25 protein-coding genes are annotated in these 23,870 nt (G+C 33.9%); 15 read left to right on the forward strand and 10 right to left on the reverse strand.

All coding sequences use genetic code 11. From position 1 onward, the window contains the following. Positions 1–8: 8 nt before the first annotated feature. From IDG66_RS06885 to IDG66_RS06895, 3 genes are read right to left on the reverse strand one after another with little or no spacing between them, the layout of a single operon-like run. Positions 9–293: a PTS sugar transporter subunit IIB gene (locus IDG66_RS06885; protein ID WP_000699538.1), complete on the reverse strand. Its 285-nt coding sequence runs from the start codon at positions 291–293 to the stop codon at positions 9–11. A gap of 1 nt (position 294) precedes the next feature. Continuing rightward, positions 295–738 (reverse strand): PTS sugar transporter subunit IIA, encoded by a 444-nt coding sequence (locus IDG66_RS06890; RefSeq protein WP_000050762.1) that lies wholly within the window; start codon positions 736–738, stop codon positions 295–297. Between the two features lie 4 nt (positions 739–742). Next, positions 743–2,698 carry a BglG family transcription antiterminator gene (locus tag IDG66_RS06895; protein ID WP_000954261.1) on the reverse strand — a complete coding sequence of 652 codons (1,956 nt, stop codon included), beginning with the start codon at positions 2,696–2,698 and terminating at the stop codon, positions 743–745. A 211-nt stretch (positions 2,699–2,909) separates the two neighbouring features. Here IDG66_RS06895 and mepR point away from each other — a divergent pair, with 211 nt between their 5' ends. The 3 genes from mepR to IDG66_RS06910 all read left to right on the forward strand — a co-directional run bounded on the left by mepR (position 2,910) and on the right by IDG66_RS06910 (position 5,338). Further along, positions 2,910–3,329 carry a multidrug efflux transporter transcriptional repressor MepR gene (gene mepR / locus IDG66_RS06900; RefSeq protein ID WP_000397416.1) on the forward strand — a complete coding sequence of 140 codons (420 nt, stop codon included), beginning with the start codon at positions 2,910–2,912 and terminating at the stop codon, positions 3,327–3,329. A gap of 106 nt (positions 3,330–3,435) precedes the next feature. Continuing rightward, a complete protein-coding gene (gene mepA, locus IDG66_RS06905) occupies positions 3,436–4,791 on the forward strand; it encodes a multidrug efflux MATE transporter MepA (RefSeq protein WP_032099355.1) in 1,356 nt (451 codons plus the stop codon). Between the two features lie 106 nt (positions 4,792–4,897). Further along, positions 4,898–5,338 carry a MepB family protein gene (locus IDG66_RS06910; protein ID WP_000278301.1) on the forward strand — a complete coding sequence of 147 codons (441 nt, stop codon included), beginning with the start codon at positions 4,898–4,900 and terminating at the stop codon, positions 5,336–5,338. An 82-nt stretch (positions 5,339–5,420) separates the two neighbouring features. Here the strand turns inward: IDG66_RS06910 and glpT are convergent, their stop codons facing one another. Further along, positions 5,421–6,779: a glycerol-3-phosphate transporter gene (gene glpT / locus IDG66_RS06915; RefSeq protein WP_001010111.1), complete on the reverse strand. Its 1,359-nt coding sequence runs from the start codon at positions 6,777–6,779 to the stop codon at positions 5,421–5,423. A 311-nt stretch (positions 6,780–7,090) separates the two neighbouring features. Here glpT and IDG66_RS06920 point away from each other — a divergent pair, with 311 nt between their 5' ends. The 3 genes from IDG66_RS06920 to IDG66_RS06930 are packed head-to-tail and all read left to right on the forward strand — an operon-like array spanning position 7,091 to position 9,672. After that, positions 7,091–8,017 carry a VOC family protein gene (locus IDG66_RS06920; RefSeq protein ID WP_001028205.1) on the forward strand — a complete coding sequence of 309 codons (927 nt, stop codon included), beginning with the start codon at positions 7,091–7,093 and terminating at the stop codon, positions 8,015–8,017. Between the two features lie 13 nt (positions 8,018–8,030). Next, positions 8,031–9,092 carry an LLM class flavin-dependent oxidoreductase gene (locus IDG66_RS06925; protein ID WP_001096123.1) on the forward strand — a complete coding sequence of 354 codons (1,062 nt, stop codon included), beginning with the start codon at positions 8,031–8,033 and terminating at the stop codon, positions 9,090–9,092. A 13-nt stretch (positions 9,093–9,105) separates the two neighbouring features. After that, positions 9,106–9,672 (forward strand): NADPH-dependent FMN reductase, encoded by a 567-nt coding sequence (locus tag IDG66_RS06930; protein WP_001028431.1) that lies wholly within the window; start codon positions 9,106–9,108, stop codon positions 9,670–9,672. 59 nt (positions 9,673–9,731) lie between these two features. Here the strand turns inward: IDG66_RS06930 and IDG66_RS06935 are convergent, their stop codons facing one another. Then, positions 9,732–10,727: a YeiH family protein gene (locus IDG66_RS06935; RefSeq protein ID WP_000157643.1), complete on the reverse strand. Its 996-nt coding sequence runs from the start codon at positions 10,725–10,727 to the stop codon at positions 9,732–9,734. Positions 10,728–11,031: 304 nt separating this feature from the next. Between IDG66_RS06935 and IDG66_RS06940 the strand changes: the two genes are divergently transcribed. The 4 genes from IDG66_RS06940 to IDG66_RS06955 all read left to right on the forward strand — a co-directional run bounded on the left by IDG66_RS06940 (position 11,032) and on the right by IDG66_RS06955 (position 15,617). Further along, on the forward strand, positions 11,032–11,577 hold the full coding sequence (locus tag IDG66_RS06940) for a GNAT family N-acetyltransferase (protein ID WP_000467634.1): 546 nt from the start codon (positions 11,032–11,034) through the stop codon (positions 11,575–11,577). A gap of 266 nt (positions 11,578–11,843) precedes the next feature. Then, positions 11,844–12,698: an iron uptake system protein EfeO gene (gene efeO, locus IDG66_RS06945; RefSeq protein ID WP_000737194.1), complete on the forward strand. Its 855-nt coding sequence runs from the start codon at positions 11,844–11,846 to the stop codon at positions 12,696–12,698. Beyond that, entirely contained in the window at positions 12,695–13,924 is a 1,230-nt protein-coding gene (gene efeB, locus IDG66_RS06950) for an iron uptake transporter deferrochelatase/peroxidase subunit (RefSeq protein ID WP_000186215.1), read from the forward strand. The genes efeO and efeB overlap by 4 nt, the downstream gene beginning before the upstream one ends. After that, the gene (locus IDG66_RS06955; protein ID WP_169249567.1) at positions 13,905–15,617 is read left to right on the forward strand and encodes an FTR1 family iron permease; all 1,713 of its coding nucleotides are present in this window, start codon (positions 13,905–13,907) and stop codon (positions 15,615–15,617) included. Before efeB ends, IDG66_RS06955 begins: the two co-directional genes overlap by 20 nt. Before the next feature lie 91 nt (positions 15,618–15,708). Here the strand turns inward: IDG66_RS06955 and tatC are convergent, their stop codons facing one another. The 3 genes from tatC to IDG66_RS06970 all read right to left on the reverse strand — a co-directional run bounded on the left by tatC (position 15,709) and on the right by IDG66_RS06970 (position 17,139). Next, entirely contained in the window at positions 15,709–16,410 is a 702-nt protein-coding gene (gene tatC, locus IDG66_RS06960) for a twin-arginine translocase subunit TatC (protein WP_001566900.1), read from the reverse strand. A 16-nt stretch (positions 16,411–16,426) separates the two neighbouring features. After that, positions 16,427–16,651: a twin-arginine translocase TatA/TatE family subunit gene (locus tag IDG66_RS06965; protein WP_001794540.1), complete on the reverse strand. Its 225-nt coding sequence runs from the start codon at positions 16,649–16,651 to the stop codon at positions 16,427–16,429. A gap of 98 nt (positions 16,652–16,749) precedes the next feature. Further along, complete coding sequence (locus tag IDG66_RS06970; RefSeq protein ID WP_103143681.1) at positions 16,750–17,139, reverse strand: DUF1398 domain-containing protein; 390 nt, start codon at positions 17,137–17,139, stop codon at positions 16,750–16,752. A 239-nt stretch (positions 17,140–17,378) separates the two neighbouring features. On the opposite strand from IDG66_RS06970, the gene IDG66_RS06975 reads away from it, so the two are divergent. From IDG66_RS06975 to IDG66_RS06990, 4 genes are read left to right on the forward strand one after another with little or no spacing between them, the layout of a single operon-like run. Beyond that, positions 17,379–17,582 carry a helix-turn-helix transcriptional regulator gene (locus IDG66_RS06975; protein WP_001246009.1) on the forward strand — a complete coding sequence of 68 codons (204 nt, stop codon included), beginning with the start codon at positions 17,379–17,381 and terminating at the stop codon, positions 17,580–17,582. After that, positions 17,579–18,292 (forward strand): DUF3169 family protein, encoded by a 714-nt coding sequence (locus tag IDG66_RS06980; RefSeq protein WP_000698768.1) that lies wholly within the window; start codon positions 17,579–17,581, stop codon positions 18,290–18,292. The genes IDG66_RS06975 and IDG66_RS06980 overlap by 4 nt, the downstream gene beginning before the upstream one ends. Before the next feature lie 24 nt (positions 18,293–18,316). After that, entirely contained in the window at positions 18,317–19,159 is an 843-nt protein-coding gene (locus tag IDG66_RS06985; RefSeq protein ID WP_000209553.1) for an ABC transporter ATP-binding protein, read from the forward strand. Beyond that, positions 19,159–19,788, forward strand: coding sequence for an ABC-2 transporter permease (locus IDG66_RS06990; RefSeq protein WP_000677725.1), 630 nt, complete (start codon positions 19,159–19,161; stop codon positions 19,786–19,788). The genes IDG66_RS06985 and IDG66_RS06990 overlap by 1 nt, the downstream gene beginning before the upstream one ends. 389 nt (positions 19,789–20,177) lie before the next feature. On the opposite strand, the gene IDG66_RS06995 is transcribed toward IDG66_RS06990, so the two are convergent. Continuing rightward, entirely contained in the window at positions 20,178–21,311 is a 1,134-nt protein-coding gene (locus tag IDG66_RS06995; protein WP_000245682.1) for a low temperature requirement protein A, read from the reverse strand. 538 nt (positions 21,312–21,849) lie between these two features. Between IDG66_RS06995 and IDG66_RS07000 the strand changes: the two genes are divergently transcribed. After that, positions 21,850–23,031 (forward strand): acetyl-CoA C-acetyltransferase, encoded by a 1,182-nt coding sequence (locus IDG66_RS07000; protein WP_000199069.1) that lies wholly within the window; start codon positions 21,850–21,852, stop codon positions 23,029–23,031. A gap of 82 nt (positions 23,032–23,113) precedes the next feature. Here IDG66_RS07000 and IDG66_RS07005 read toward each other — a convergent pair whose 3' ends face one another. Next, on the reverse strand, positions 23,114–23,866 hold the full coding sequence (locus IDG66_RS07005) for a cyclase family protein (protein WP_000195907.1): 753 nt from the start codon (positions 23,864–23,866) through the stop codon (positions 23,114–23,116). Positions 23,867–23,870 lie beyond the last annotated feature (4 nt).

Here is a 23,870-nt window from a genome sequence, read left to right on the forward strand (position 1 = left end):
TACCTCCTTTAAATCATGTTAAGTTGTTGTAATTTTTCTGAGAGCTTTTGTTGTAATTCAGCTTTATCTAAAATATTATCAAGAACTAAGACATCCCCTAGACGTTCGGCATTTTCAGCTAAATCTCTACCACAAATAAACAAGTCAGCCATCTCTGGACTTGCTGTCATAATGTCACTATGTTCAACTTCGATATCAGATGGTGCATTAAGTTGCCTAAGTGCTTCTTGTGCGTTCATTTCTACCATAAAACTACTTCCTAAACCGTGGCCACATACTACTAAAATTTTCATATTAATCATGCTCCTTTAAAATGTTTTTAATGTCTTGTGCATTTGTTGCAGTTAATAGTTGCTGGACTGTTTGGTTATCGCCCAGTACGGTTGCTAAATTTTGTAATACAGATAAGTGTGAATGATTGTCGATGGCACTCAATACAAAAATGAGAGATGCGTAGTGATCTTCATCACAAAATGCCACATGTTGATTCAACTTTAATAGACTTAAACCAACTTGATGTACGTCATTGTTCGGTCTTGCATGTGCAATTGCAATTTCAGGTGCGATAACGATATAAGGTCCAAGTTCATTAACGCTATCAATCATTGCTTGAACATAGCCTTGTTCAATAATTTGTTCTTGTAGTAATGGCTGAGAAGCTATAGTTATAGCTTCAGTCCAATCATTTACTTGTTCTTTTACAATGATGCGTGTTGTTGACAAAATGTCTAATGACACGTTATTAAGCCTCCTTTGTCATAGTTAAAGCAATGTGTTGTTTAATTTTAAAAATATTCCCATCTAAGAAATCTTGTCGATATAAGTCGTTGCTTAAGCATTCGCTTAACTGTCCCAATGCCTTTAAATGTGCATTGGGGTGGTCCGTTGCTAATGTAATTACAAGGTGAACGGGATCGTTAGCTTTACTACCAAAGATAATCCCTTCAGTGAAATATGTTAGTGCGAAACCTACACCATTCTGTACATAATCAGTACCAGCGTGAATAAGTGCAATATGTGGACTAATGACCATATATGACCCGAATTGTTCAAATTGTTTTAAAATTGCAGCTGTATAATTTGAATAGACAATGCCATCATTGATTAAAGGTTGCACAGCCACTGCAATTGCGGATTCAATTGATAATGGTTGTTTATTTATAATGATGCGATGTTCAGGCAATAAATCTGCGAGTGACTTGCCATCAGTTGCCATTTTCATGACTCGTTGTTCTCTTGAGTCATTGATAATTTGATTCAATTTTTGACGAGATTGTTGATTGATAAATGGATCGACATGAATAACTGGTACAGCTGATATTTCACAAGGTACTGTTGAAATGACATAATCAATGTTATCTTGCAATAATCGACTTTCTTCCAATTGATAAATGGAATAGGCATCCCAAATGTGAAACTCAGGATACAGGTGATTTAGTTTTGATTTTAAAAGTTGTGACGTGCCTATACCAGAACCACATAGTAAGACAACCTTAATCATTGATTGTTTATGTGTTGCAACACGCTCTATACTTGATGCGAAGTGAATTGTAATGTATGTTAATTCATCTTCGTTGAAGCGAATAGCAGCATCTTGTTCAATTGGACTAATATGCTTGCTAACGGCTTCAATGATTTGAGGATAGCGACGCATAACTTCTTGCCTCAAAGGATTAGGTTGTAGCATATCGTATTTAATACGATGTATAGCTGGTTTGATATGTGTGATCAGACTGGTATGTAACTTGTTGTCTTTTGACATATCAATGCCTAATTCTTGGCTAACACAAGTGATCAATTCATGTATATTTTGCGATAAATCATGGTATTCAAAGGTAATTGAAGATGCTGTATGTTCAGTCATTTTAGAGCCTAGTAAATGTAACGTGATAAAGATAATTTCAGACTCTGGAAATGTGACATTACAACTGCGTTCTAAGTTTTCTATCATTTTTGAAGCAATAGCATACTGATTAGTATGTCGCCATTTATCAATTTCATTGATAGGTATATCGAACGAAAAATTTTCATTTAAACGCTGAATGGCAATGAGTATATGATAGATTAAGCCATCGATAGCCGACTGAACTAAATGATAATTTTCACTATTTAATGTCTTAATAATGGCACGGCGAACCAATGCGATTGATTCTGAATTAAAGATATCCGCCTCTATAAAAGGTGCAGCTTGTTTCATATATTGATGTATAAAGTGTGCATACGCTTTACGATAATGATCTTCCTCACCAATAATATTGAATCCTTTATTGTGGACATAATTTAACTTTAAATGGTATTGATCTAGTTGGGCTTGAATCATTTTAATATCATCTGCAATTGTCCGACGCGAAACATTAACATCTTGCGCAAGTTGCTTTGTTGAAACAGGATCGGTTGTTTCGAATAACTTTAAAGCGATATGTGTGAGTCGTTCATCTTTTGAAAAATGAATTTGATTTGTTAGATTGTGCTCTAATTCATTTAATAGTGTCGCGTGAGCTGTTGTTACTTTGATGCCTGCAGCTTTATTACGGCTGACTTGGTAATGATAAGTTTCAGCATATTGCTCAATATATGCTATATCATATTGAATGGTACGAGGTGATACACCAAGTTGATTAGCAATGGTATTGATTGGAATAAACGTTTGCTCATGAATTAAAAGATACAAAATTTCGATTTGTCTATAACTTAACAACGTAATATCCTCCTATTTGTAATTGTAAGCGATTTCTTAAAAACGTAGATATGCAATCTCTTTCATATTTTAATCCGAAAAATTGCATATCAAAATGTTTATGGCGCAAGATTTTATAGGAACTTTTAAAATAAATTAGATATTCATGTTGACAATTTAAAAATGTCGCAGTATATTTAGTTAGACATCTAACGAAATGGTGGTGCAATAAATGGAATTCACTTATTCGTATTTATTTAGAATGATTAGTCATGAGATGAAACAAAAGGCTGATCAAAAGTTAGAGCAATTTGATATTACAAATGAGCAAGGTCATACGTTAGGTTATCTTTATGCACATCAACAAGATGGACTGACACAAAATGATATTGCTAAAGCATTACAACGAACAGGTCCAACTGTCAGTAATTTATTAAGGAACCTTGAACGTAAAAAGCTGATCTATCGCTATGTCGATGCACAAGATACGAGAAGAAAGAATATAGGGCTGACTACCTCTGGGATTAAACTCGTAGAAGCATTCACTTCGATATTTGATGAAATGGAACAAACACTCGTATCGCAGTTATCTGAAGAAGAAAATGAACAAATGAAAGCAAACTTAACTAAAATGTTATCTAGTTTACAATAAATGATAAGTGTGACTGGTAGAAATCAGTCACTTTGTCTTTAATATTATAGTTAGATATCTAATTGTTAGTAAGCTAATTATTGGAAAAGACAAGGAGTATTGAACAATGAAAGACGAACAATTATATTATTTTGAGAAATCGCCAGTATTTAAAGCGATGATGCATTTCTCATTGCCAATGATGATAGGGACTTTATTAAGCGTTATTTATGGCATATTAAATATTTACTTTATAGGATTTTTAGAAGATAGCCACATGATTTCTGCTATCTCTCTAACACTGCCAGTATTTGCTATCTTAATGGGGTTAGGTAATTTATTTGGCGTTGGTGCAGGAACTTATATTTCACGTTTATTAGGTGCGAAAGACTATAGTAAGAGTAAATTTGTAAGTAGTTTCTCTATTTATGGTGGTATTGCACTAGGACTTATCGTGATTTTAGTTACTTTACCATTCAGTGATCAAATCGCAGCAATTTTAGGGGCGAGAGGTGAAACGTTAGCTTTAACAAGTAATTATTTGAAAGTAATGTTTTTAAGTGCACCTTTTGTAATTTTGTTCTTCATATTAGAACAATTTGCACGTGCAATTGGAGCACCAATGATTTCTATGATTGGTATGTTAGCTAGTGTAGGCTTAAATATTATTTTAGATCCAATTTTAATTTTTGATTTTGATTTAAACGTTGTTGGTGCAGCTTTGGGTACTGCAATCAGTAATGTTGCTGCTGCTCTGTTCTTTATCGTTTATTTTATGAAAAATAGTGACGTTGTGTCAGTTAATATTAAACTTGCGAAACCTAATAAAGAAATGCTTTCTGAAATCTTTAAAATCGGTATTCCTGCATTTTTAATGAGTATCTTAATGGGATTCACAGGATTAGTTTTAAATTTATTTTTAGCACATTATGGAAACTTCGCGATTGCAAGTTATGGTATCTCATTTAGACTTGTGCAATTTCCAGAACTTATTATCATGGGATTATGTGAAGGTGTTGTACCACTAATTGCATATAACTTTATGGCAAATAAAGGTCGTATGAAAGACGTTATCAAAGCAGTTATCATGTCTATCGGTGTTATCTTTGTTGTATGTATGATTGCTGTATTTACAATTGGACATCATATGGTCGGACTATTTACTACTGATCAAGACATCGTTGAGATGGCGACATTTATTTTGAAAGTAACAATGACATCATTGTTATTAAATGGTATAGGTTTCTTGTTTACTGGTATGCTTCAAGCGACTGGGCAAGGTCGTGGTGCTACAATTATGGCCATTTTACAAGGTGCGATTATCATTCCTGTATTATTTATTATGAATGCTTTGTTCGGCCTCACAGGTGTCATATGGTCATTATTAATTGCTGAGTCACTTTGTGCTTTGGCAGCAATGTTAATCGTCTATTTATTACGTGATCGTTTGACAGTTGATACATCTGAATTAATAGAAGGTTAAATATTTCGTACACTTCTGGCTGAGTATATTTCGGTCGGAAGTGTATTTTTCGAATAAAAAATAAATATATGATACGATTATGAAAAAAATAAAGTGAGAATGACATATGTATAAATCTAAAATACTGTTGAAATATATTTTTAGTGAAGAACCAGAAGTTAAAGATTTAACTGAAGAAAAATATAATCAAGATTACGAAGCATTAACATTTAGCTTTAAAGAGGAAACATATCAAAGTAGGTTAGCTAAGAAAACACCGACTAAAGCAGGGTATTTTGTTACATGTTGGACAAAAGACGAGAACAATTGTAATCAACCATACTCAAAAGAGGCATTTGCAGATTACTTAATGATTATAGTTATTGATGAAGAATTAAGCGGTTATTTTTTATTTCCTAGGGAATTATTGGTAGAAAAAGGTATCTTAACTACATTTGAACATAAAGGTAAGATGGCTTTTAGAGTTTATCCTAAGTGGTGTAATCAATTGAATAAAACAGCAGGGCAAACACAAAAGTGGCAATGTAAATATTTTTTTGAATACTAATAAAAAGTCATATGGTTGAACTTATAAGAGATGAATATATCATCTTTCGATAAGATAACCATATGACTTTATTTTTTATCATTTAATGATGAACGGTTTCTTGTCCTACTTTATTCCAAGTGAGGATAAAGCTCAACATTGCAAACACACTGATTGCTGTTAATAAAATAAAACCGACATCCCATCCGAATTTATCAACTACAGCACCTAAGACGATGTTGGCCATTACAGCACCAAACAGATAACCAAATAATCCTGTTAATCCAGCTGCTGTGCCAGCTGCTTTTTTAGGTACATAATCTAATGCTTGTAAACCAATTAACATAACTGGTCCATATATTAAGAAACCAATGGCAATTAATGAGACATTGTCTAACCAAGCATTGCCTGGAGGATTTAACCAATAAATTAATACAAATACTGTGACACCTAACATAAAGAAGAAACCTGCAGGTCCTCGACGACCTTTGAATAATTTATCAGAAATGTAACCACATAATAATGTACCAGGAATTCCAGCCCATTCGTATAAGAAGTATGCCCAACCTGATGCTTTTAAGTCGAAATGCTTTTCTTCACTTAAGTAGACTGGCGCCCAATCAAGTACACCATAACGCACGAAATAAACAAATATATTTGCAAAGGCAATTGCCCATACCCATTTATTGTTTAGTACATATTTAAATAAAATTTCTTTTGTAGTTAATTCTGTTTCTAATGTTTTCTTATCGCTTGTAGCAAAGTCGTTTTTATAAATTTCGATTGGAGGTAAACCTTGAGATTGAGGTGTGTCTCTAATCAATACGTATGAAATTGCGGCAATGATAAGTGCTAAGAGTGCAGGGTAAATGAATACACCTTCGAACCCTTTTAAATAACCAAAGTTGATAAATGCTGTTGTTGTAATACCCCAAGCAGCAATAGGTGCCATAATACCTCCACCAACATTATGCGCAACGTTCCAAAGGGCAGTCTTACTTCCGCGTTCACTTACACTAAACCAGTGAACGAGAACACGGCCTGAAGGTGGCCAGCCCATACCTTGAAACCATCCATTTAAGAATAATAGGACAAACATAATACCGATACCTGATGTAAAGAACGGTACAAATCCCATTAACAAATTGACGATAGCAGTGAGTGCTAATCCAAGAACTAAGAATATCCGAGCATTGCTCCGATCACTTACAGTACCCATAAAGAACTTACTAAATCCATATGCGATGGAAACAGCAGAAAGTGCAAAACCTAGTTCCGCTTTTGTAAAACCTTGCTCTTGCAATGCTGGCATCGCTAATGAAAAGTTTTTACGTAATAAATAGTACCCAGCGTAACCGATGAAAATACCAAGAAATACTTGGAGACGTAATCGTTTATAGGTATCATCTATCTGATTTTCTGGCAAAGGCTTAATATGCTTTGCAGGTTTAAGAAAATTCATAAAATCCTCCTTAATATGTATTTATATGCATTTTGTGCGATAAACTTATATTAGACATGTATGAAAGCGTTGTCAATATACTTTTGTGAAATCTTGCATATTTAGTTATTGAAGTATTTTATAAACATTTAGAAAAAATAAATTGCTACACATAAATTTATAATTATGCAATTATTATGTCGTTATACATACTAGCTGTGTATCTACGAATGAGTACAAACATATTTTTATTTGCAGAAAAGGGGTAAATGGCATATAACTATCTTTTTTATGTAAGTTGGTATAAAATTTATACTAATAGGAGGGATAGTATGAATATAGTAGGGCATCATCACATATCCATGTATACAAAAGATGCAAAACGTAATAAGGATTTTTACACAAATGTCCTTGGATTACGATTAGTTGAAAAGTCGGTTAATCAAGACAATCCTTCAATGTATCATTTGTTTTATGGGGACGAAGTAGGTACAGCCGGAACAATTTTAAGCTTTTTTGAAATTCCCAATGCGGGTCATAAGCAGCCAGGTACTGAAACGATTTATCGATTTTCTTTATTAGTACCAAATCAAGCGGCACTTCATTATTTTGAAAAACGCCTTGATAATAATGGTATTACGTCTGAACGTTTGTACTATCTTGGACAAGAAGGTGTTGTCTTTAAAGATGAAGACGACTTAGAAATCATATTGCTTGTTAATGATAGTTTTGAAGTACCACATCAATGGCAACATAACGTTTATAGTGAAATACCTCAAGCATATCAAATTTTAGGAATAGGGCCAGTCGAATTAAGAGTTAGAAATGCAGCGCGTACGGTAGAATTTTTGGAAAATGTCTTAGGTTATCGCAAAAGAGATAATAAATCATTCGATGTGCTGACATTAGCACCACAAGGTTTATATTCGGATTTTGTAGTTATTGAGCAACAGGGACAACGTGAAAGACCTGGACGAGGTTATATCCATCATATTGCAATTAATACACCACAAATGAGTGACTTAGATGCAATTTACAAGAAATTACAACAACAAACACAAAGTAATTCAGGTATAATTGATCGCTATTTCTTTAAATCATTATACTATCGCCATAATTCAATTATGTATGAATTTGCGACTGAAGCGCCTGGATTTACTATTGATACACCTCTTGAACAATTAGGAAGTCAATTGAACTTGCCTGACTTTTTAGAAGCAGAACGTGAACAAATTGAAAGTAAGTTACACGAAATATAAAGGAGAATGTTTAATGGCAAAATTAGAAATGAATAAAAATACACCTCTTGAGTTTGGTTTGTATTCCTTAGGTGATCATTTATTGAATCCATTGAAAGGTGAAAAAGTTAGTTATGAGCAACGTATTAATGAAATTATTGAAGCAAGTAAATTAGCAGATGAAGCAGGTATTGATGTTTTTGCAGTTGGTGAAAGTCATCAGGAGCATTTTACAACACAGGCACCTACGGTTGTGTTAGGTGCAATTGCCCAAGCGACAAAGCATATCAAAGTTTCAAGTTCTTCAACGATTATTAGTGCAACAGATCCTGTAAGAGTATTTGAAGACTTCGCGACATTAGATTTGATTTCTCATGGTAGAGCCGAAATTGTAGCTGGCAGAGCATCAAGAACAGGTATTTTTGACTTGTTTGGCTATGATTTAAAAGACTATGATGAATTGTTTGAAGAAAAATTAGGTTTACTTTTAGAGTTAAATAAAACTGAGCGTATTACTTGGTCTGGAAAATATCGTCCAGAACTTAGAAATATGAAAATATTCCCAAGACCAATCGATAATACATTGCCAATATGGCGTGCTGTTGGTGGTCCACCTGCAAGTGCTATTAAAGCGGGAAAACAAGGTGTGCCAATGATGATTACAACCCTTGGTGGCCCAGCAATGAACTTTAAAGGTTCTATAGATGCTTATCGTCAAGCAGCAACTGAAGCAGGTTTCGATGCTTCGCCTAAGTCTTTACCAGTAAGTATAGCGAGTCTGTTTTATACAGCTGAAACAACTCAGGATGCTATGAGAGAATTTTATCCACATTTGAATACAGGGATGTCATTTATTCGTGGCGTTGGTTATCCGAAACAGCAATTTGCTAATTCACCAGATTATAGAGAAGCGCTAATGGTTGGAAGCCCGCAACAAATTATTGAAAAGATATTGTATCAACACGAGTTGTATGGTCATCAACGTTTTATGGCACAGCTTGATTTTGGCGGTGTGCCATTTGAAAATGTTATGAAGAATATAGAGTTAATTGGCAACGACATTATACCGGCGATTAAAAAGCATTTATCAAAATAGGAGGGGCGTCATCATGAATATTGTATTATTGTCAGGTTCCACAGTAGGTTCTAAAACGAGAATTGCTATGGATGATTTAAAAAATGAACTAGAAGTCATCAATGAGGGACATCAAATAGAGTTGATGGATTTACGAGAACTTGAATTAGAATTTAGCGTTGGAAAGAATTATCTAGATACTACAGGAGATGTATATAAATTAACGACGTCGTTAATGCAGGCTGATGTGATTTTTATTGGTTTTCCAATTTTTCAAGCTTCCATCCCTGGTGCTTTGAAAAATGTGTTTGATCTACTTCCAGTCAATGCGTTTCGTGACAAGGTAATAGGACTTGTAGCGACAGCAGGTTCTAGTAAACATTATTTAATTCCTGAAATGCATTTAAAACCAATATTGAGTTACATGAAAGCACATACGATGCAAACGTATGTATTTATTGAAGAGAAAGATTTTTCAAATCAACAAATTGTCAATGATGATGTTGTATTTCGGTTAAAAGCGTTGGCACAATCCACAATGCGAACTGCCAAAGTACAACAACAAGTGTTTGAAGAAGAAAACAACCAATACGACTTTTAAAGTATAAAAATAAGACGCTCGGCACACTAAATTTGCAAGTGTTTGAGCGTCTTTTCATATTAACTATATAGCCAATGAACGACGATAAAGGCAAGTGATGACAAGCATATTGAGGTAATAATGATTGTCATAAGCGGTTTAAGTGCGCGATTTTTAAGATCTTTAAATGCAACATTTAACCCTAAAGCAACCATGGCCATTAATAAGCAAATTGTTGATACAGTATTTAAAATATTTAGCAATGCTGACGGAATAGTTACATATGTATTCACTAAGGCCATAATGACAAATCCAATTAAAAAGTATGGAATGCTTATTCGACCATTGCTAGATGATTCTGATGAACGGAAACGCATAATTAAAATAAGTACGATGGTTAATGGAATCAGTAAGAATACTCTGCCAAGTTTACCAAGAAGTGCAATTTTAAGTGCATCACTACCACCAAAGCCACCAGCTAGGACAACGTGTGCAATTTCATGAAGACTAACGCCAGACCAAGCGCCATAAACATTTGTCGTCATTGAAAAGATAGCATAGATAGCTGTATATATAAGTGAAAATATCGTACCAATCAATGCGATGATACCGATACTAATAGCTGTATCCTTTTCACGTGATTTGAATATTGGAGCGACTGCAGCAATAGCGGCAGCACCACAAACGCCTGTACCTACACCTAGTAATAATGCGATGTTTTTGTCACCATGCAACAGTTTGTTGACAAAGAGCATCATTACAATACTAAAAATAACGACACCTACATCGATGGCTAATAGTCTACTACCTTGACCGATAATATCGAATATATTGAGTTTAAGTCCATATAGGATGATTGCAAATCTTAATAAATATTTAGATGAAAACGTAATACCTGAGCTATATTGTTCAGGATATCCTCTAAAGTGACGATATAGAATAGCGATTAATATCGCGATAGTTAATGCGCCAACCTTATCTAAGATTGGCAATTTAGCAGCTAAAAAGCTAAATAATGCGACTATAAATGTTAATGTTAGTCCAATCATAAAATGCTTATTTTTCAATGATGCCATGAGCAGTGCCTCCTTTAATAGCATTTTAGCACTGTTTTGTCGTATTTTTAAATATAAATTTGGAATGGTTAATAAAGTAGAGATTAAATTAAGTTGTGTGATAGGAAACTTGGACATCAATCAAAGTAATAGGCACTACAACGCTTATTGGCGGGGCCCCAACAAAGAGAATTTCGAAAAGAAATTCTACAAGCAATGCAAGTTGGGGAAGGACAACAAATTTAAGATACAAGGCGTAATATTAATATGTTATTATTATGATAATTTACAAAATTATATGAAAAATAAATGAGGGTGTGATGGTATGTTTGGAATGAAAGTGAATGAACAAATAATATTAAAAATTTTAGAAGCCCATGACACAGAAGCGCTTTTCAATTTAGTCAATCGTTCAAGAAATTCACTTAGGGAATGGTTACCTTGGGTAGATGCAACTGAGCAACCATCAGATACGCGTGCGTTTATTAAAAGAGGACTTTTGCAATTTTCTGATGGTAATGGATTTCAGTGTGGCATTTGGTATGAAGGAACGCTAGTTGGTGTCATCGGTTTACATGAAATTAATCGCATGCACAGAAAAACTTCATTAGGATATTATTTAGATAAACAATTTGAGGGTCATGGGATTATGACACAAGCAGTTGAGGCATTGATAAAGTATTGTTTCGAAGAGCTTGACTTAAACCGAATTGAGATTAGTGCCGCAGTTAATAATGAAAAAAGCCGAGCTATTCCTGAAAGGCTGGGATTTACTAGAGAAGGTATGTTACGTGACAATGAATTACTAAATGGTATTTATTCATCGAGTTACATCTATAGTTTATTAAAATCAGAATACGACCAAAAATGACAAATTAGACTTACAAAAGAGTGATGACATTTAAAATGGCATCGCTCTTTCATTTATTTTTTTAAAATAAAAGGTTGTTGACAGTATTATTTTATAACAATATAATGATTTTGATAATTATTATCAACTAGATAATGTTCATGGGAGGATGCCTTAAAATCATCATTTTAAGAGCCACGTATTATCTTGGCATTTAGGGAGTGTGAGATAGTACGAATGAGGGCATGTCTATGGGGATAATAGAATTTCTATAATGAGGTGTCAAAATGAAAAAGTTAACAACGCTATTATTAGCATCAACGTTATTAATTGCTGCATGTGGGAACGACGATAGTAAGAAGGATGATTCAAAGACATCGAAAAAAGATGATGGTGTTAAAGCAGAATTAAAACAAGCAACAAAAGCATATGATAAATATACTGATGAACAGTTAAATGAATTTTTAAAAGGTACAGAAAAATTTGTTAAAGCGATTGAAAATAATGATATGGCCCAAGCAAAAGCGTTATATCCAAAAGTTCGTATGTATTATGAACGCTCTGAACCAGTTGCAGAAGCATTTGGAGATTTAGATCCTAAAATTGATGCACGTCTTGCAGATATGAAAGAAGAGAAAAAAGAAAAAGAATGGTCAGGATATCATAAGATTGAAAAAGCATTATACGAAGATAAGAAAATTGATGATGTGACTAAAAAAGATGCACAACAATTATTGAAAGATGCAAAAGAATTGCATGCCAAAGCTGATACATTAGATATCACACCAAAATTAATGTTACAAGGTTCTGTTGACCTATTAAATGAAGTTGCAACTTCTAAAATCACAGGTGAAGAAGAAATTTATTCACATACAGATTTATATGATTTTAAAGCGAACATTGAAGGTGCACAAAAAATTTATGACTTATTTAAACCTATTTTAGAGAAAAAAGATAAAAAATTAAGTGATGATATTCAAATGAACTTCGATAAAGTGAATCAATTATTGGATAAATATAAAGATAACAACGGCGGTTATGAGTCATTTGAAAAAGTATCTAAGAAAGACCGTAAAGCATTTGCGGATGCTGTTAATGCATTAGGAGAGCCACTAAGTAAAATGGCTGTGATTACTGAATGACAAATTATGAACAAGTTAACGATAGTACGCAATTTTCAAGACGTACATTTTTGAAAATGTTAGGTATTGGCGGTGCCGGTGTTGCAATTGGCGCAAGTGGTGTTGGTAGCATGTGGTCTTTCAAATCAATGTTCAATACACCAGAAGATCCGGAAAAAGATGCGTATGAATTTTATGGTAAAGTGCAACCAGGCATTACCACACCCACGCAAAAAACATGCAATTTCGTTGCGTTAGATTTGAAGTCAAAAGATAGAGATGCAATTAAGGCAATGTTTAAAAAGTGGACGGTTATGGCTGATCGTATGATGGATGGTGATAAAGTTGGCAAGCCGAGTAACAATCCTTTAATGCCACCAGTAGATACCGGTGAATCGATAGGATTAGGTGCAAGCAAGTTAACGATTACCTTTGGGATTAGTAAGTCTTTGATGAAGAAAATTGGGTTATCTAGTAAAATTCCCGATGCCTTTAAAGATTTACCGCATTTTCCGAATGATCAGTTAATAGACGATTACAGCGATGGTGATATTATGATTCAAGCATGCTCAAATGATTCGCAAGTATCCTTTCATGCGGTTCATAATTTAGTTCGTCCATTTCGAGATATTGTTAAGGTACGTTGGGCGCAATCTGGTTTTATCTCTGCTAAAGGTAAGGAAACATCTAGAAATTTAATGGCATTTAAAGATGGAACAATTAATCCTAGAAAGAGTAATCAACTTAAAGATTATGTGTTTATTGATGACGGATGGGCGAAACATGGAACTTATTGTGTTGTCAGACGTATTCAAATACACATTGAAACGTGGGATCGTACTGCACTGGAAGAACAAGAGGCTACATTTGGTCGGAAACGACATAGTGGTGCGCCGTTAACAGGTGGGAAAGAGTTTGATGAAATTGACTTAAAAGCGAAAGATAGTCATGGCGAGTATATTATTGATAAAGATGCCCATACGAGACTAGCGAAAGAAGCAAATACGTCAATTTTACGTAGAGCCTTTAATTATGTTGATGGTACGGATGACCGCACAGGTAACTTCGAAACAGGCTTGTTGTTCATTGCTTTTCAAAAAGCGACAAAACAATTTATCGATATACAAAATAATTTAGGTAGTAATGATAAATTAAATGAATATATTACACATAGAGGTTCTGCTTCATTTTTAGTATTACCAGGTGTTAGTAAGGGAGGATACCTTGGTGAAACATTATTTGATTAAATTTGTAGCAATGCTAATAACTGCTGCTATGGTGTGTAGCTTTGGGTTACTGAAAAGTCAGGCAGCAAAACAACAAAGTATTAGTGATGTATATAGTGTGATAACGGATGCGAAATCTGCACTTTCTAATAATTCGATATCGAATGACAATAAGCAGAAAGCAATTGAGCAAGTGGTAAGTGCAGTTAAGAAATTATCGCTTGAAGATAATAGCGAAGGTAATGCTGTCAAATCAGATGTGAGAAAGCTTGAAGATGCAAAAGCGAATGATAATCAAAAAGATACACTTTCGCAATTAACGAAGTCATTAATTGCTTATGAAGAGAAATTGGCTAGTAAAGATGCGGGTTCTAAAATTAAACTATTGCAACAGCAAGTCGATGCCAAAGATGCAGTAATGACAAAAGCGATTAAAGATAAAAATAAAGCAGAGCTAGAATCGCTGAACAATAGTTTGAATCAGATTTGGACAAGTAATGAAACGGTAATTCGCAATTATGACGCAAATCAATATGGACAAATTGAAGTCGCATTACTGCAACTTAGAATCGCAATTCATAAGTCGCCATTAGATACAGCGAAAGTGTCACATGCTTGGACAACTTTTAAATCAAATATTGATCATGTCGATAAGAAAAGTGATACGTCTGCAAAAGATCAATACCATGTATCACAATTAAATGATGAGTTAGAGAAGGCGATTAAAGCTATCGACGACAATCAATTGTGGGATGCTGATGCTGCGCTTACACATTTTATAGAAATTTGGCCGTATGTTGAAGGTCAAATTCAAACTAAAGACGGTGCTTTGTATACGAAAATTGAAGATAAAATACCATATTATCAAAGTGTATTAGACGAACATAATAAAGCACATGTGAAAGATGGTTTAGTAGATTTAAATAACCAAATTAAAGAGGTTGTTGGCCATAGTTATAGCTTTGTTGATGTGATGATTATCTTTTTACGTGAAGGTCTAGAAGTGTTATTAATTGTAATGACATTGACTACTATGACGCGTAATGTCAAAGATAAGAAGGGTACTGCAAGTGTGATTGGTGGTGCAATTGCCGGACTTGTACTGAGTATTATCTTAGCAATTACGTTTGTAGAAACTTTAGGTAATAGTGGCATTCTTCGTGAAAGTATGGAAGCGGGATTAGGTATTGTTGCGGTCATATTAATGTTTATCGTTGGTGTTTGGATGCACAAACGTTCAAATGCGAAACGCTGGAATGATATGATTAAAAATATGTATGCCAATGCGATTAGTAATGGTAATTTGGTATTGTTAGCGACGATTGGTTTAATATCTGTGTTGCGTGAAGGTGTTGAGGTTATCATTTTCTATATGGGGATGATAGGTGAGCTAGCGACAAAAGATTTTATTATTGGTATTGCTTTAGCTATCGTTATATTAATTATCTTTGCGTTATTATTTAGATTTATCGTCAGATTGATACCTATATTCTATATATTTAGAGTGTTGTCGATTTTTATTTTTATTATGGGATTCAAAATGCTTGGCGTAAGTATTCAAAAGTTACAATTATTAGGTGCTATGCCGAGACATGTCATTGAAGGATTCCCAACGATTAACTGGTTAGGATTCTATCCAACTTATGAACCATTGATAGCACAAGCTGCCTATATTATGGTAGTTGCTATCTTAATCTTTAAATTTAAAAAATAAAAAACAGGCCGAGTGCCTGTTTTTTTGTTGCGATGTTGGAAATATTCGGTATTGCAGTATAACGATAATCACAGCATTAATTCTTATAAGATTAATGTGTTGGCGGTTTGCCTCGGTATGTAAATTTAACGATGAACGTACTGAACTCAAAGAGCAATATGAGTGGCAATGTGAGTAATATATTTAATGTTAAATCGGGTGGTGCAATGATACTTGCTAATACAAAGCAAGCGAAATAAATATATTTTCGATAATGCTTCAATGATGTGGTATCTATAAGACCGAATTTTGCAAGTCCTATGAATAATATTGGTAATTGAAATAGAATGCCAAATGTGAATAACCAACGTATAAGTTCAATCAAATATGCTTTAAAGCCAATGACAGGCGAAATGTTTAAAGTTAATGATAATTTTAACGCGAATTGAATGATCATTGGAAAGCCAACATAAAATGCAAAAGCGACACCAAAAATAAATAAAAGTACGCTAAAAAAGCTATATTTATAAATAAATTGGCGCTCATTATTATGCAAACCAGGCGCAACAAACGCCCACAATTGATAAAACATAACCGGTGAAATGAGACAAAACGCGATGAAAAATATAATCATCACGTATATTTGGATCATTTCTGTGAATGAAAATGCATGTAAGGACACATGTGCACGGGTAATATACGTTATGAATGGTGTCATCCACCAAAATGATGAAACATATACGACGATGACCGTAATGACGAACGACAATAAAATTTTTACTAACCGATGGCGTAGTTCGCTAAAGTGAACCATTAATGTATCATCAGTACTATTGCTCTCGCTGTTGCTTCGATTCCTTACTGGGTGTATCGTGAGACTCTTTATCTAAATCTTCTGTTGCAGATTTAAATTCTTTTAAAGTAGAACCGATAGCACGACCAAATTGTGGTAATTTTTTCGGACCAAAAATAATTAAAGCGATAATGCTAATGACGACAAGACTTGTTGGACCTGTGATGCCTAAAATAAAAGTGTTAGTTATCATGATAATCAACCTCACTCATAAGTAGTATATAGTATTTACTTTATACCGAACGATAATGATTATCAACAAATTTTATATAATAATTAAAATATTGCTATAAACACAACTTATTGAGGGATTAATTCTGAAATAACAGCTTGGTCTTGCAAGTCGATATAAGTACAAGTGCCCGCTTGAATATCGATATGCCATTTATAAATGCCAGCTTCAGCCATTTCATCACAAAATGTTTCAAAATCTGTTTGTCCTTGTTGATGTCTAGTTAATACATCTTGAACGATAGATTGATTTGATTTTTGAGCAACAGGAATCGTACTTTTCACAGATGGCGTAACGATATCATCTTCTGATTGATGTACGTATGTTGCAGTGCCATCTTGAATGTTGACGATATTGTAAGTCATCCCCATATCTTTAAAAGCTTTGAATAGTTTTGGAAAATCAACACCAGTAAATTGTTGATGTGCTTGTTGAATTGCAGATAATGTAAATGCCATAATAGTCTCCTTTGAATCGTTTGATTTAGTGAAAATGCGTGCATCATACTAAAATTAGAATGCTGTTAATTATGCGGGAAGGTGTAACGAAAGTAAACAATTATGACTTGTAGGCGTTGAGGTGTTTGTTTCAAAATGTCATACATAGCTGGATAATCATATTTTTTGTACATATTTGACAAATATAGTTGTCAAAAAGACAAATATCATTTACAGTGTAATTAAGGAGTTGATGCGATGTGCGTAATCGATTGAAAGAATTACGAGCACGAGATGGCTTAAACCAAACGCAGCTTGCCAAACTAGCGGGTGTTTCAAGACAAACCATTTCGCTAATTGAGCGAAATAACTTTATGCCATCGGTATTAACTGCAATAAAGATTGCTCGTATCTTCAATGAAACGGTGGAAACTGTTTTTATTATTGAGGAGGATGAGGTATGAAAATACTAAGATATATCGGATATCTTTTACTAGGTGGACTTGTAGGGGGTATCATTGGTGGAATTTTAGGTAATTTTGATGGATTGGGTATTGAGAACTTGACGTTTGCGACATATACCAATGTCGTTGTAATATCGATTGTTGCGACGATTATTATCATATTGGTAGAAGCCATTGTTTTGATGAATCAAAGACGTGCATTGAAGTATAAGCGACTTGTAGATGAAGAGGTAGATATCGATGCAACAGATCAATATGAATTGCTTGCGAATCGTTATGTTTTAAATGGAAGTATATTAAGCGTTATACAGACAATTATTGCCTTTGTAGTGTTACTAATTTTTGTGGTAGGGCAAGCTGAAGCAAATGCAATGCTATTCTTTTTAATACCATTTTTTGCTAGTGCTATTTTCAATACACAATTTACACTGTTTAATAGAAAATTTGATGACAGAATGCCAAAAATTGCAGATAAGAATTACACTGAAAAGCGATTGGAAATATTGGATGAAGGTGAACGCCATATAGAATTAATTGCATTATTTAAAACATATGCGATCAACTTATCAATATTGATACTAGCCATTATTTTTATAGGGTCTTATTCAATTGCTACAGGAATTAATCAAAGCTTTAGTTTGCTACTTATCATTGCTATTTTCATATATAACGCCTTTAGCTATTTATTGAAGAGAAGACGTTTTTATTAAAATTAAACAAAGAGGAGCATGGATATGACAACATTGTTAAACGTAGATCGTGTGAACAAACAATACAAAGATTCGGATTTTAAATTGCAAGATGCATCTTTAACGATTTCTACTAATGAGACAGTTGGATTAATTGGGAAAAATGGCTCAGGTAAATCGACATTAATTAATATTCTAGTAGGCAATCGACATAAAGATAACGGTAGTATTGCATTTTTTGGAGAAGAACATGCTGCGGATGATGTCGAATATAAAGAACACATAGGTGTTGTGTTTGATGATCTGAGAGTACCTAATAAATTGACTATTAAAGATATTGATAAAGTATTTCAATCTATTTATACGACTTGGAATAGTCAAAAATTCTTTGATTTAATCAAATATTTCGAGTTACCACGACAAACTAAAATTAAAACTTTTTCAAGAGGGATGCGAATGAAGATAGCTTTAACGATTGCGCTTTCTCATGATGTGAAGCTATTAATCTTAGATGAAGCAACTGCAGGTATGGATGTTTCTGGACGAGAAGAAGTAATGGAACTATTAGAAGATTTTGTCGCTCAAGGTGGAGGCATCTTAATATCATCGCATATTTCTGAAGATATAGAACAATTAGCGGATAAATTAGTGTTTATGAAAGATGGACGAATGATTTTAACTGAACAGAAAGATATACTTTTAGCACAATATGGAATTGTTACGACAGGAGATAAAGATGTTGAAATTACTAAGCATTTAATCATTGCTTCTAGATTGTCAAAGGGGAAATATCAAATTTTAGTTAAAGATTATGCAGAAATTGAAAATGCAGAGCCTTTAAAACACATTGATGACGCTACGAAAATCATAATGCGAGGTGAAGTATAATGAAAGGTATGTTCCTAAGTAGTTTTTATGCAACGAGAAAGCAAACATATATTTATTTTATAGTCGCTATCATAGCTGCGGGATACTTTGCAGTATTTAATCCGTTGATGAGTTCGGCAATGGCTGGGGTTATGTTAATCACACCCATTACTGATAATATTAAACATGAAAAAGACTCAAGATGGATGTATTATGTATCTACTTTACCGGTTAAACGTAGTGATTATATTAAGTCATACTTTGCCTTTTATTTAATCTTATTCGGTGCAAGTTTAATGATTGGATTAGTTGTGACTACGATCGTGACCCAAAGTGTGATGATTGGTATTATGTCAGGTTTAATGAGTTTTGGTATCATAGGGGCATACTCTATCATTTTCCCATTGACATTTAAATTTGGCGCTGAAAACTCTAATGTCATTATGATAGTTGCATCTATCCTACTACTTTTTTCTTTCGTGGTCTTTTTCTTTATATATGGTATGGTTAGCGGTGCATCGGCATTAGAATTTGAAAAAATTAGCACTGAAGGATGGTTAGTTGTCATAGTATATGCGGTCATTGGTATCGTTATAACAAGTGTTTCTTATATATTGTCTATTAAAATTTTTAACAAACAAGAACTATAATCAATATTCTTGGTGTGAAGCTAGTCATTGAAATAATATTTAGAGCAGGTGATAAATCAATACGATTATCATCTGCTCTTTTTGGTGTTGTGGAATGAAATGCGGGATGATAGGTTGAGGTGACATCTCTATATCATATCATTTGTTTTTAGAAGATTAGGTTGTGTGGGAATTGCATCCTTTTATAGTGAGGATTAACGTGTATATATCATTGAGTATGTTGCTGAAATTTATTTGCGTGTATCAATTGATGATGGTATATGCCAATGATTTCCTCGGAAATATAAAAACTCGATCATGTATCATAACTGATGATTGTCACAAAAGTATAATGTGAAGTTCGACACTTTTGGATTCAGTTCAAATACTTTGACCGAGGTGAATACTATTTATTCATGTTTATTACGTAGACGTTGATTTTTAAAATAAATCAGCATGATGCAGAAAGTCGCAACGGATACCGAGATAATCATTACTTGGTCATGCCCCTTAAAGATAAGGCTGATGATATATGATACTACAAGTATGCCTAGTGAAGAAGAAATATATTTTGCGTTTGTCAGTTCATTATGGAAATAAGGCGTGATTAACCATAATCCAATATAGAATATTAAAACACTTATATACATCATATTAATTTCAAACAAGTCATTTAGTTTATTGTTATTACTAAAAACAATTGCAGCATTAATCACACCTAAAGCGATATTGATTAATAGATGCGTATACGATAAACGGAAACCGATAGATGACAATTTATGATTAATGTAATTTTCAGTAATGATCCAATATACACCGAAAAGACTAATTAAAATCATAAATTGGAATATATAAATGTAACTAAAATGATCAATGCTAAATGATGACGAAGCTAAACCAACCAGTACCTCGCCAAAGATAATAATTGTTAGTAACGAAAAACGTTCTACTAAATGCATCATATTAACAGGTGATAATACAAGATATTTCTGAAATGGAATAAGTCCTGTCGCTGCAATGAATACGCCTAAAAATCCAGGGATGTAATGGATACTTTGTGGTAGTACTAATGATAGAAATGATAAAAATGAAATCACAAAGGCTACGCTCGCAAAAGCTTGACATGTACGCTTATCGCCATAATCTAACCCTGTACGTATATGTAATAAATACTGTAATCCGATACTTAAATACATAATTGCCACGCATAAGAAGAATGGGAAGAATGTCTTTTCAAAGTCCGGATATAGGCTGTTAGATAGGAAGACCATGATGAACATATTAAACATCATAAACGAGACGTCTTTGAATGTAACTTGACCAAATCGATTTGTAAAAAATGTTTGATGAGACCACATTAACCATAAGAACAAACTCATGACGATGTATTTGAAAAATAAATCAGCTGAAATGGAACCGTTTTGTGTTGTTAAAATCACATGTGCAATTTTTTGAATGGCATAGACGAAAATTAAATCAAAGAACAACTCATGGAATCCTGCACGCTTTTCAGCTAAATGTTTTGGTGTTAATGCATTAACCATAAAATTTTAACTCCTTTAAGATGTGTAATTAATTTACTAAGTATACTATTTATTTTTTCTAGTGAATAGGGGCAGATTTGGCGATGAAGTGGAAGGAGAGGTGACTGCATGGTAATTGCGGAATTAACAATCATCAGCGATTTAATATTTGACTAGAGACGTAATGGTAATAAAAAATTGATGAGAAATTGATGGTGAAACCAGCTGTGAATAGCGATGCAATGATAGATAGAATTTAATTAGAGTCATTACGCGAAATGATTAATGATAATTTGTGGTAAATCAAAGCATAATTTTGTACTATAGATGAGGATGATAGAGCATATTTAAGAGTGTGAAATGTTAAAGTGAAACCGTTTACGTTTCCGATTGCCCAAACAAATTACATCATTGTATAATATGATTTGTTAAATGCATAACAAGAATGAAAATGTAACATACGTAGCAATTGGTTTCATAAATTGGATGTTAGTGGCGTATTGGTTCATTAGACGTATTAGTAATAAAATTGTATATATCATAAGGAGATGAATATGACATGACGAGAGTCGTATTAGCAGCAGCATACAGGACACCTATTGGCGTTTTTGGAGGTGCGTTTAAAGACGTGCCAGCCTATGATTTAGGTGCGACTTTAATAGAACATATTATTAAAGAGACGGGTTTGAATCCAAGTGAGATTGATGAAGTTATCATCGGTAACGTACTACAAGCAGGACAAGGACAAAATCCAGCACGAATTGCTGCTATGAAAGGTGGCTTGCCAGAAACAGTACCTGCATTTACAGTGAATAAAGTATGTGGTTCTGGGTTAAAGTCGATTCAATTAGCATATCAATCTATTGTGACTGGTGAAAATGACATCGTGCTAGCTGGCGGTATGGAGAATATGTCTCAGTCACCAATGCTTGTCAACAACAGTCGCTTCGGTTTTAAAATGGGACATCAATCAATGGTTGATAGCATGGTATATGATGGTTTAACAGATGTATTTAATCAATATCATATGGGTATTACTGCTGAAAATTTAGTGGAGCAATATGGTATTTCAAGAGAAGAACAAGATACATTTGCTGTAAACTCACAACAAAAAGCAGTACGTGCACAGCAAAATGGTGAATTTGATAGTGAAATAGTTCCAGTATCGATTCCTCAACGTAAAGGTGAACCAATCTTAGTCACTAAGGATGAAGGTGTACGTGAAAATGTATCAGTCGAAAAATTAAGTCGCTTAAGACCAGCTTTCAAAAAAGACGGGACAGTTACAGCAGGTAATGCATCAGGAATCAATGATGGTGCTGCGATGATGTTAGTCATGTCAGAAGACAAAGCTAAAGAATTAAATATCGAACCATTGGCAGTGCTTGATGGCTTTGGAAGTCATGGTGTAGATCCTTCTATTATGGGTATTGCACCAGTTGGCGCTGTAGAAAAGGCTTTGAAACGTAGTAAAAAAGAATTAAGCGATATTGATGTATTTGAATTAAATGAAGCATTTGCAGCACAATCATTAGCTGTTGATCGTGAATTAAAATTACCTCCTGAAAAGGTGAATGTTAAAGGTGGCGCTATTGCATTAGGACACCCTATTGGTGCATCTGGTGCTAGAGTTTTAGTGACATTATTGCATCAACTGAATGATGAAGTTGAAACTGGTTTAACATCATTGTGTATTGGTGGCGGTCAAGCTATCGCTGCAGTTGTATCAAAGTATAAATAATAAGAAAACAGGTTATCACAACAGTATTAATTACATGTTGGCATAACCTGTTTTTATTTGTTTATGGATTTATTGGGTAATATTAGTCATTTGATGGTTTAATTGCAAATGCTCTAACAGGGAACCCAGGTGCATCTTTTGGTTTAGGGCTGATAGCGTAAATGATGGCGCCACGAGTTGGTAATTGATCTAAATTAGTTAATAACTCGACTTGGTATTTATCCTGACCAAGAATATAACGTTCGCCAACTAAATCACCATTTTTTACAACGTCCACAGATGCATCGGTATCGAATGTTTCATGACCAACAGCTTCAACACGACGTTCTTCAATTAAGTACTTCAAAGCATCTAATCCCCAACCCGGTGCATGTTGTTGTCCGTTCGCATCTTTGTTTTCAAACTTTTCAATATTAGGCCAACGTTTTGACCAATCGGTACGAAGTGCAACAAAAGTGCCAGGTTCAATAGTACCATGCTCTTTTTCCCATGCTTCTATATGCGCACGTGTTACAATGAAATCATTGTTGTTCGCTACTTCTGTTGAAAAGTCTAATACAATTAACGGCAATACCAATTCTTTTAAATCAATGTCTTCTAAATAACGTTTATTCTCGACAAAGTGAATTGGTGCATCAATGTGAGTACCATATTGCGTTACAATATTCCAACGTTGCACATAGAAACCATGATCTTTAACCGTGAATAAAGTTGAAACTTCGCCTTTTTCAAACTCACTAAAACGTGGTATTTCCGGATCAAATGTATGCGTTAAATCAACCCAAGTTGCTTGTTTTAAAGTATTTAATTGTTGCCATAAAGGATATTGTGTCATAAAA

Origin of the sequence: Staphylococcus sp. EG-SA-18, assembly GCF_017151825.1 — a bacterium.
Lineage (GTDB): Bacteria > Bacillota > Bacilli > Staphylococcales > Staphylococcaceae > Staphylococcus > Staphylococcus aureus.

What these genes read in the sequence shown, in the direction of transcription:
- IDG66_RS06885 (WP_000699538.1), bottom strand. Translation starts at nt 293, where the DNA reads ATGAAAATTTTAGTAGTATGTGGCCACGGTTTAGGAAGTAGTTTTATG.
- mepR (WP_000397416.1), top strand. Translation starts at nt 2,910, where the DNA reads ATGGAATTCACTTATTCGTATTTATTTAGAATGATTAGTCATGAGATG.
- mepA (WP_032099355.1), top strand. Translation starts at nt 3,436, where the DNA reads ATGAAAGACGAACAATTATATTATTTTGAGAAATCGCCAGTATTTAAA.
- IDG66_RS06910 (WP_000278301.1), top strand. Translation starts at nt 4,898, where the DNA reads ATGTATAAATCTAAAATACTGTTGAAATATATTTTTAGTGAAGAACCA.
- glpT (WP_001010111.1), bottom strand. Translation starts at nt 6,779, where the DNA reads ATGAATTTTCTTAAACCTGCAAAGCATATTAAGCCTTTGCCAGAAAAT.
- IDG66_RS06920 (WP_001028205.1), top strand. Translation starts at nt 7,091, where the DNA reads ATGAATATAGTAGGGCATCATCACATATCCATGTATACAAAAGATGCA.
- IDG66_RS06925 (WP_001096123.1), top strand. Translation starts at nt 8,031, where the DNA reads ATGGCAAAATTAGAAATGAATAAAAATACACCTCTTGAGTTTGGTTTG.
- IDG66_RS06930 (WP_001028431.1), top strand. Translation starts at nt 9,106, where the DNA reads ATGAATATTGTATTATTGTCAGGTTCCACAGTAGGTTCTAAAACGAGA.
- IDG66_RS06935 (WP_000157643.1), bottom strand. Translation starts at nt 10,727, where the DNA reads ATGGCATCATTGAAAAATAAGCATTTTATGATTGGACTAACATTAACA.
- IDG66_RS06940 (WP_000467634.1), top strand. Translation starts at nt 11,032, where the DNA reads ATGTTTGGAATGAAAGTGAATGAACAAATAATATTAAAAATTTTAGAA.
- efeO (WP_000737194.1), top strand. Translation starts at nt 11,844, where the DNA reads ATGAAAAAGTTAACAACGCTATTATTAGCATCAACGTTATTAATTGCT.
- efeB (WP_000186215.1), top strand. Translation starts at nt 12,695, where the DNA reads ATGACAAATTATGAACAAGTTAACGATAGTACGCAATTTTCAAGACGT.
- tatC (WP_001566900.1), bottom strand. Translation starts at nt 16,410, where the DNA reads ATGGTTCACTTTAGCGAACTACGCCATCGGTTAGTAAAAATTTTATTG.
- IDG66_RS06970 (WP_103143681.1), bottom strand. Translation starts at nt 17,139, where the DNA reads ATGGCATTTACATTATCTGCAATTCAACAAGCACATCAACAATTTACT.
- IDG66_RS06980 (WP_000698768.1), top strand. Translation starts at nt 17,579, where the DNA reads ATGAAAATACTAAGATATATCGGATATCTTTTACTAGGTGGACTTGTA.
- IDG66_RS06985 (WP_000209553.1), top strand. Translation starts at nt 18,317, where the DNA reads ATGACAACATTGTTAAACGTAGATCGTGTGAACAAACAATACAAAGAT.
- IDG66_RS06990 (WP_000677725.1), top strand. Translation starts at nt 19,159, where the DNA reads ATGAAAGGTATGTTCCTAAGTAGTTTTTATGCAACGAGAAAGCAAACA.
- IDG66_RS06995 (WP_000245682.1), bottom strand. Translation starts at nt 21,311, where the DNA reads ATGGTTAATGCATTAACACCAAAACATTTAGCTGAAAAGCGTGCAGGA.
- IDG66_RS07000 (WP_000199069.1), top strand. Translation starts at nt 21,850, where the DNA reads ATGACGAGAGTCGTATTAGCAGCAGCATACAGGACACCTATTGGCGTT.
- IDG66_RS07005 (WP_000195907.1), bottom strand. Translation starts at nt 23,866, where the DNA reads ATGACACAATATCCTTTATGGCAACAATTAAATACTTTAAAACAAGCA.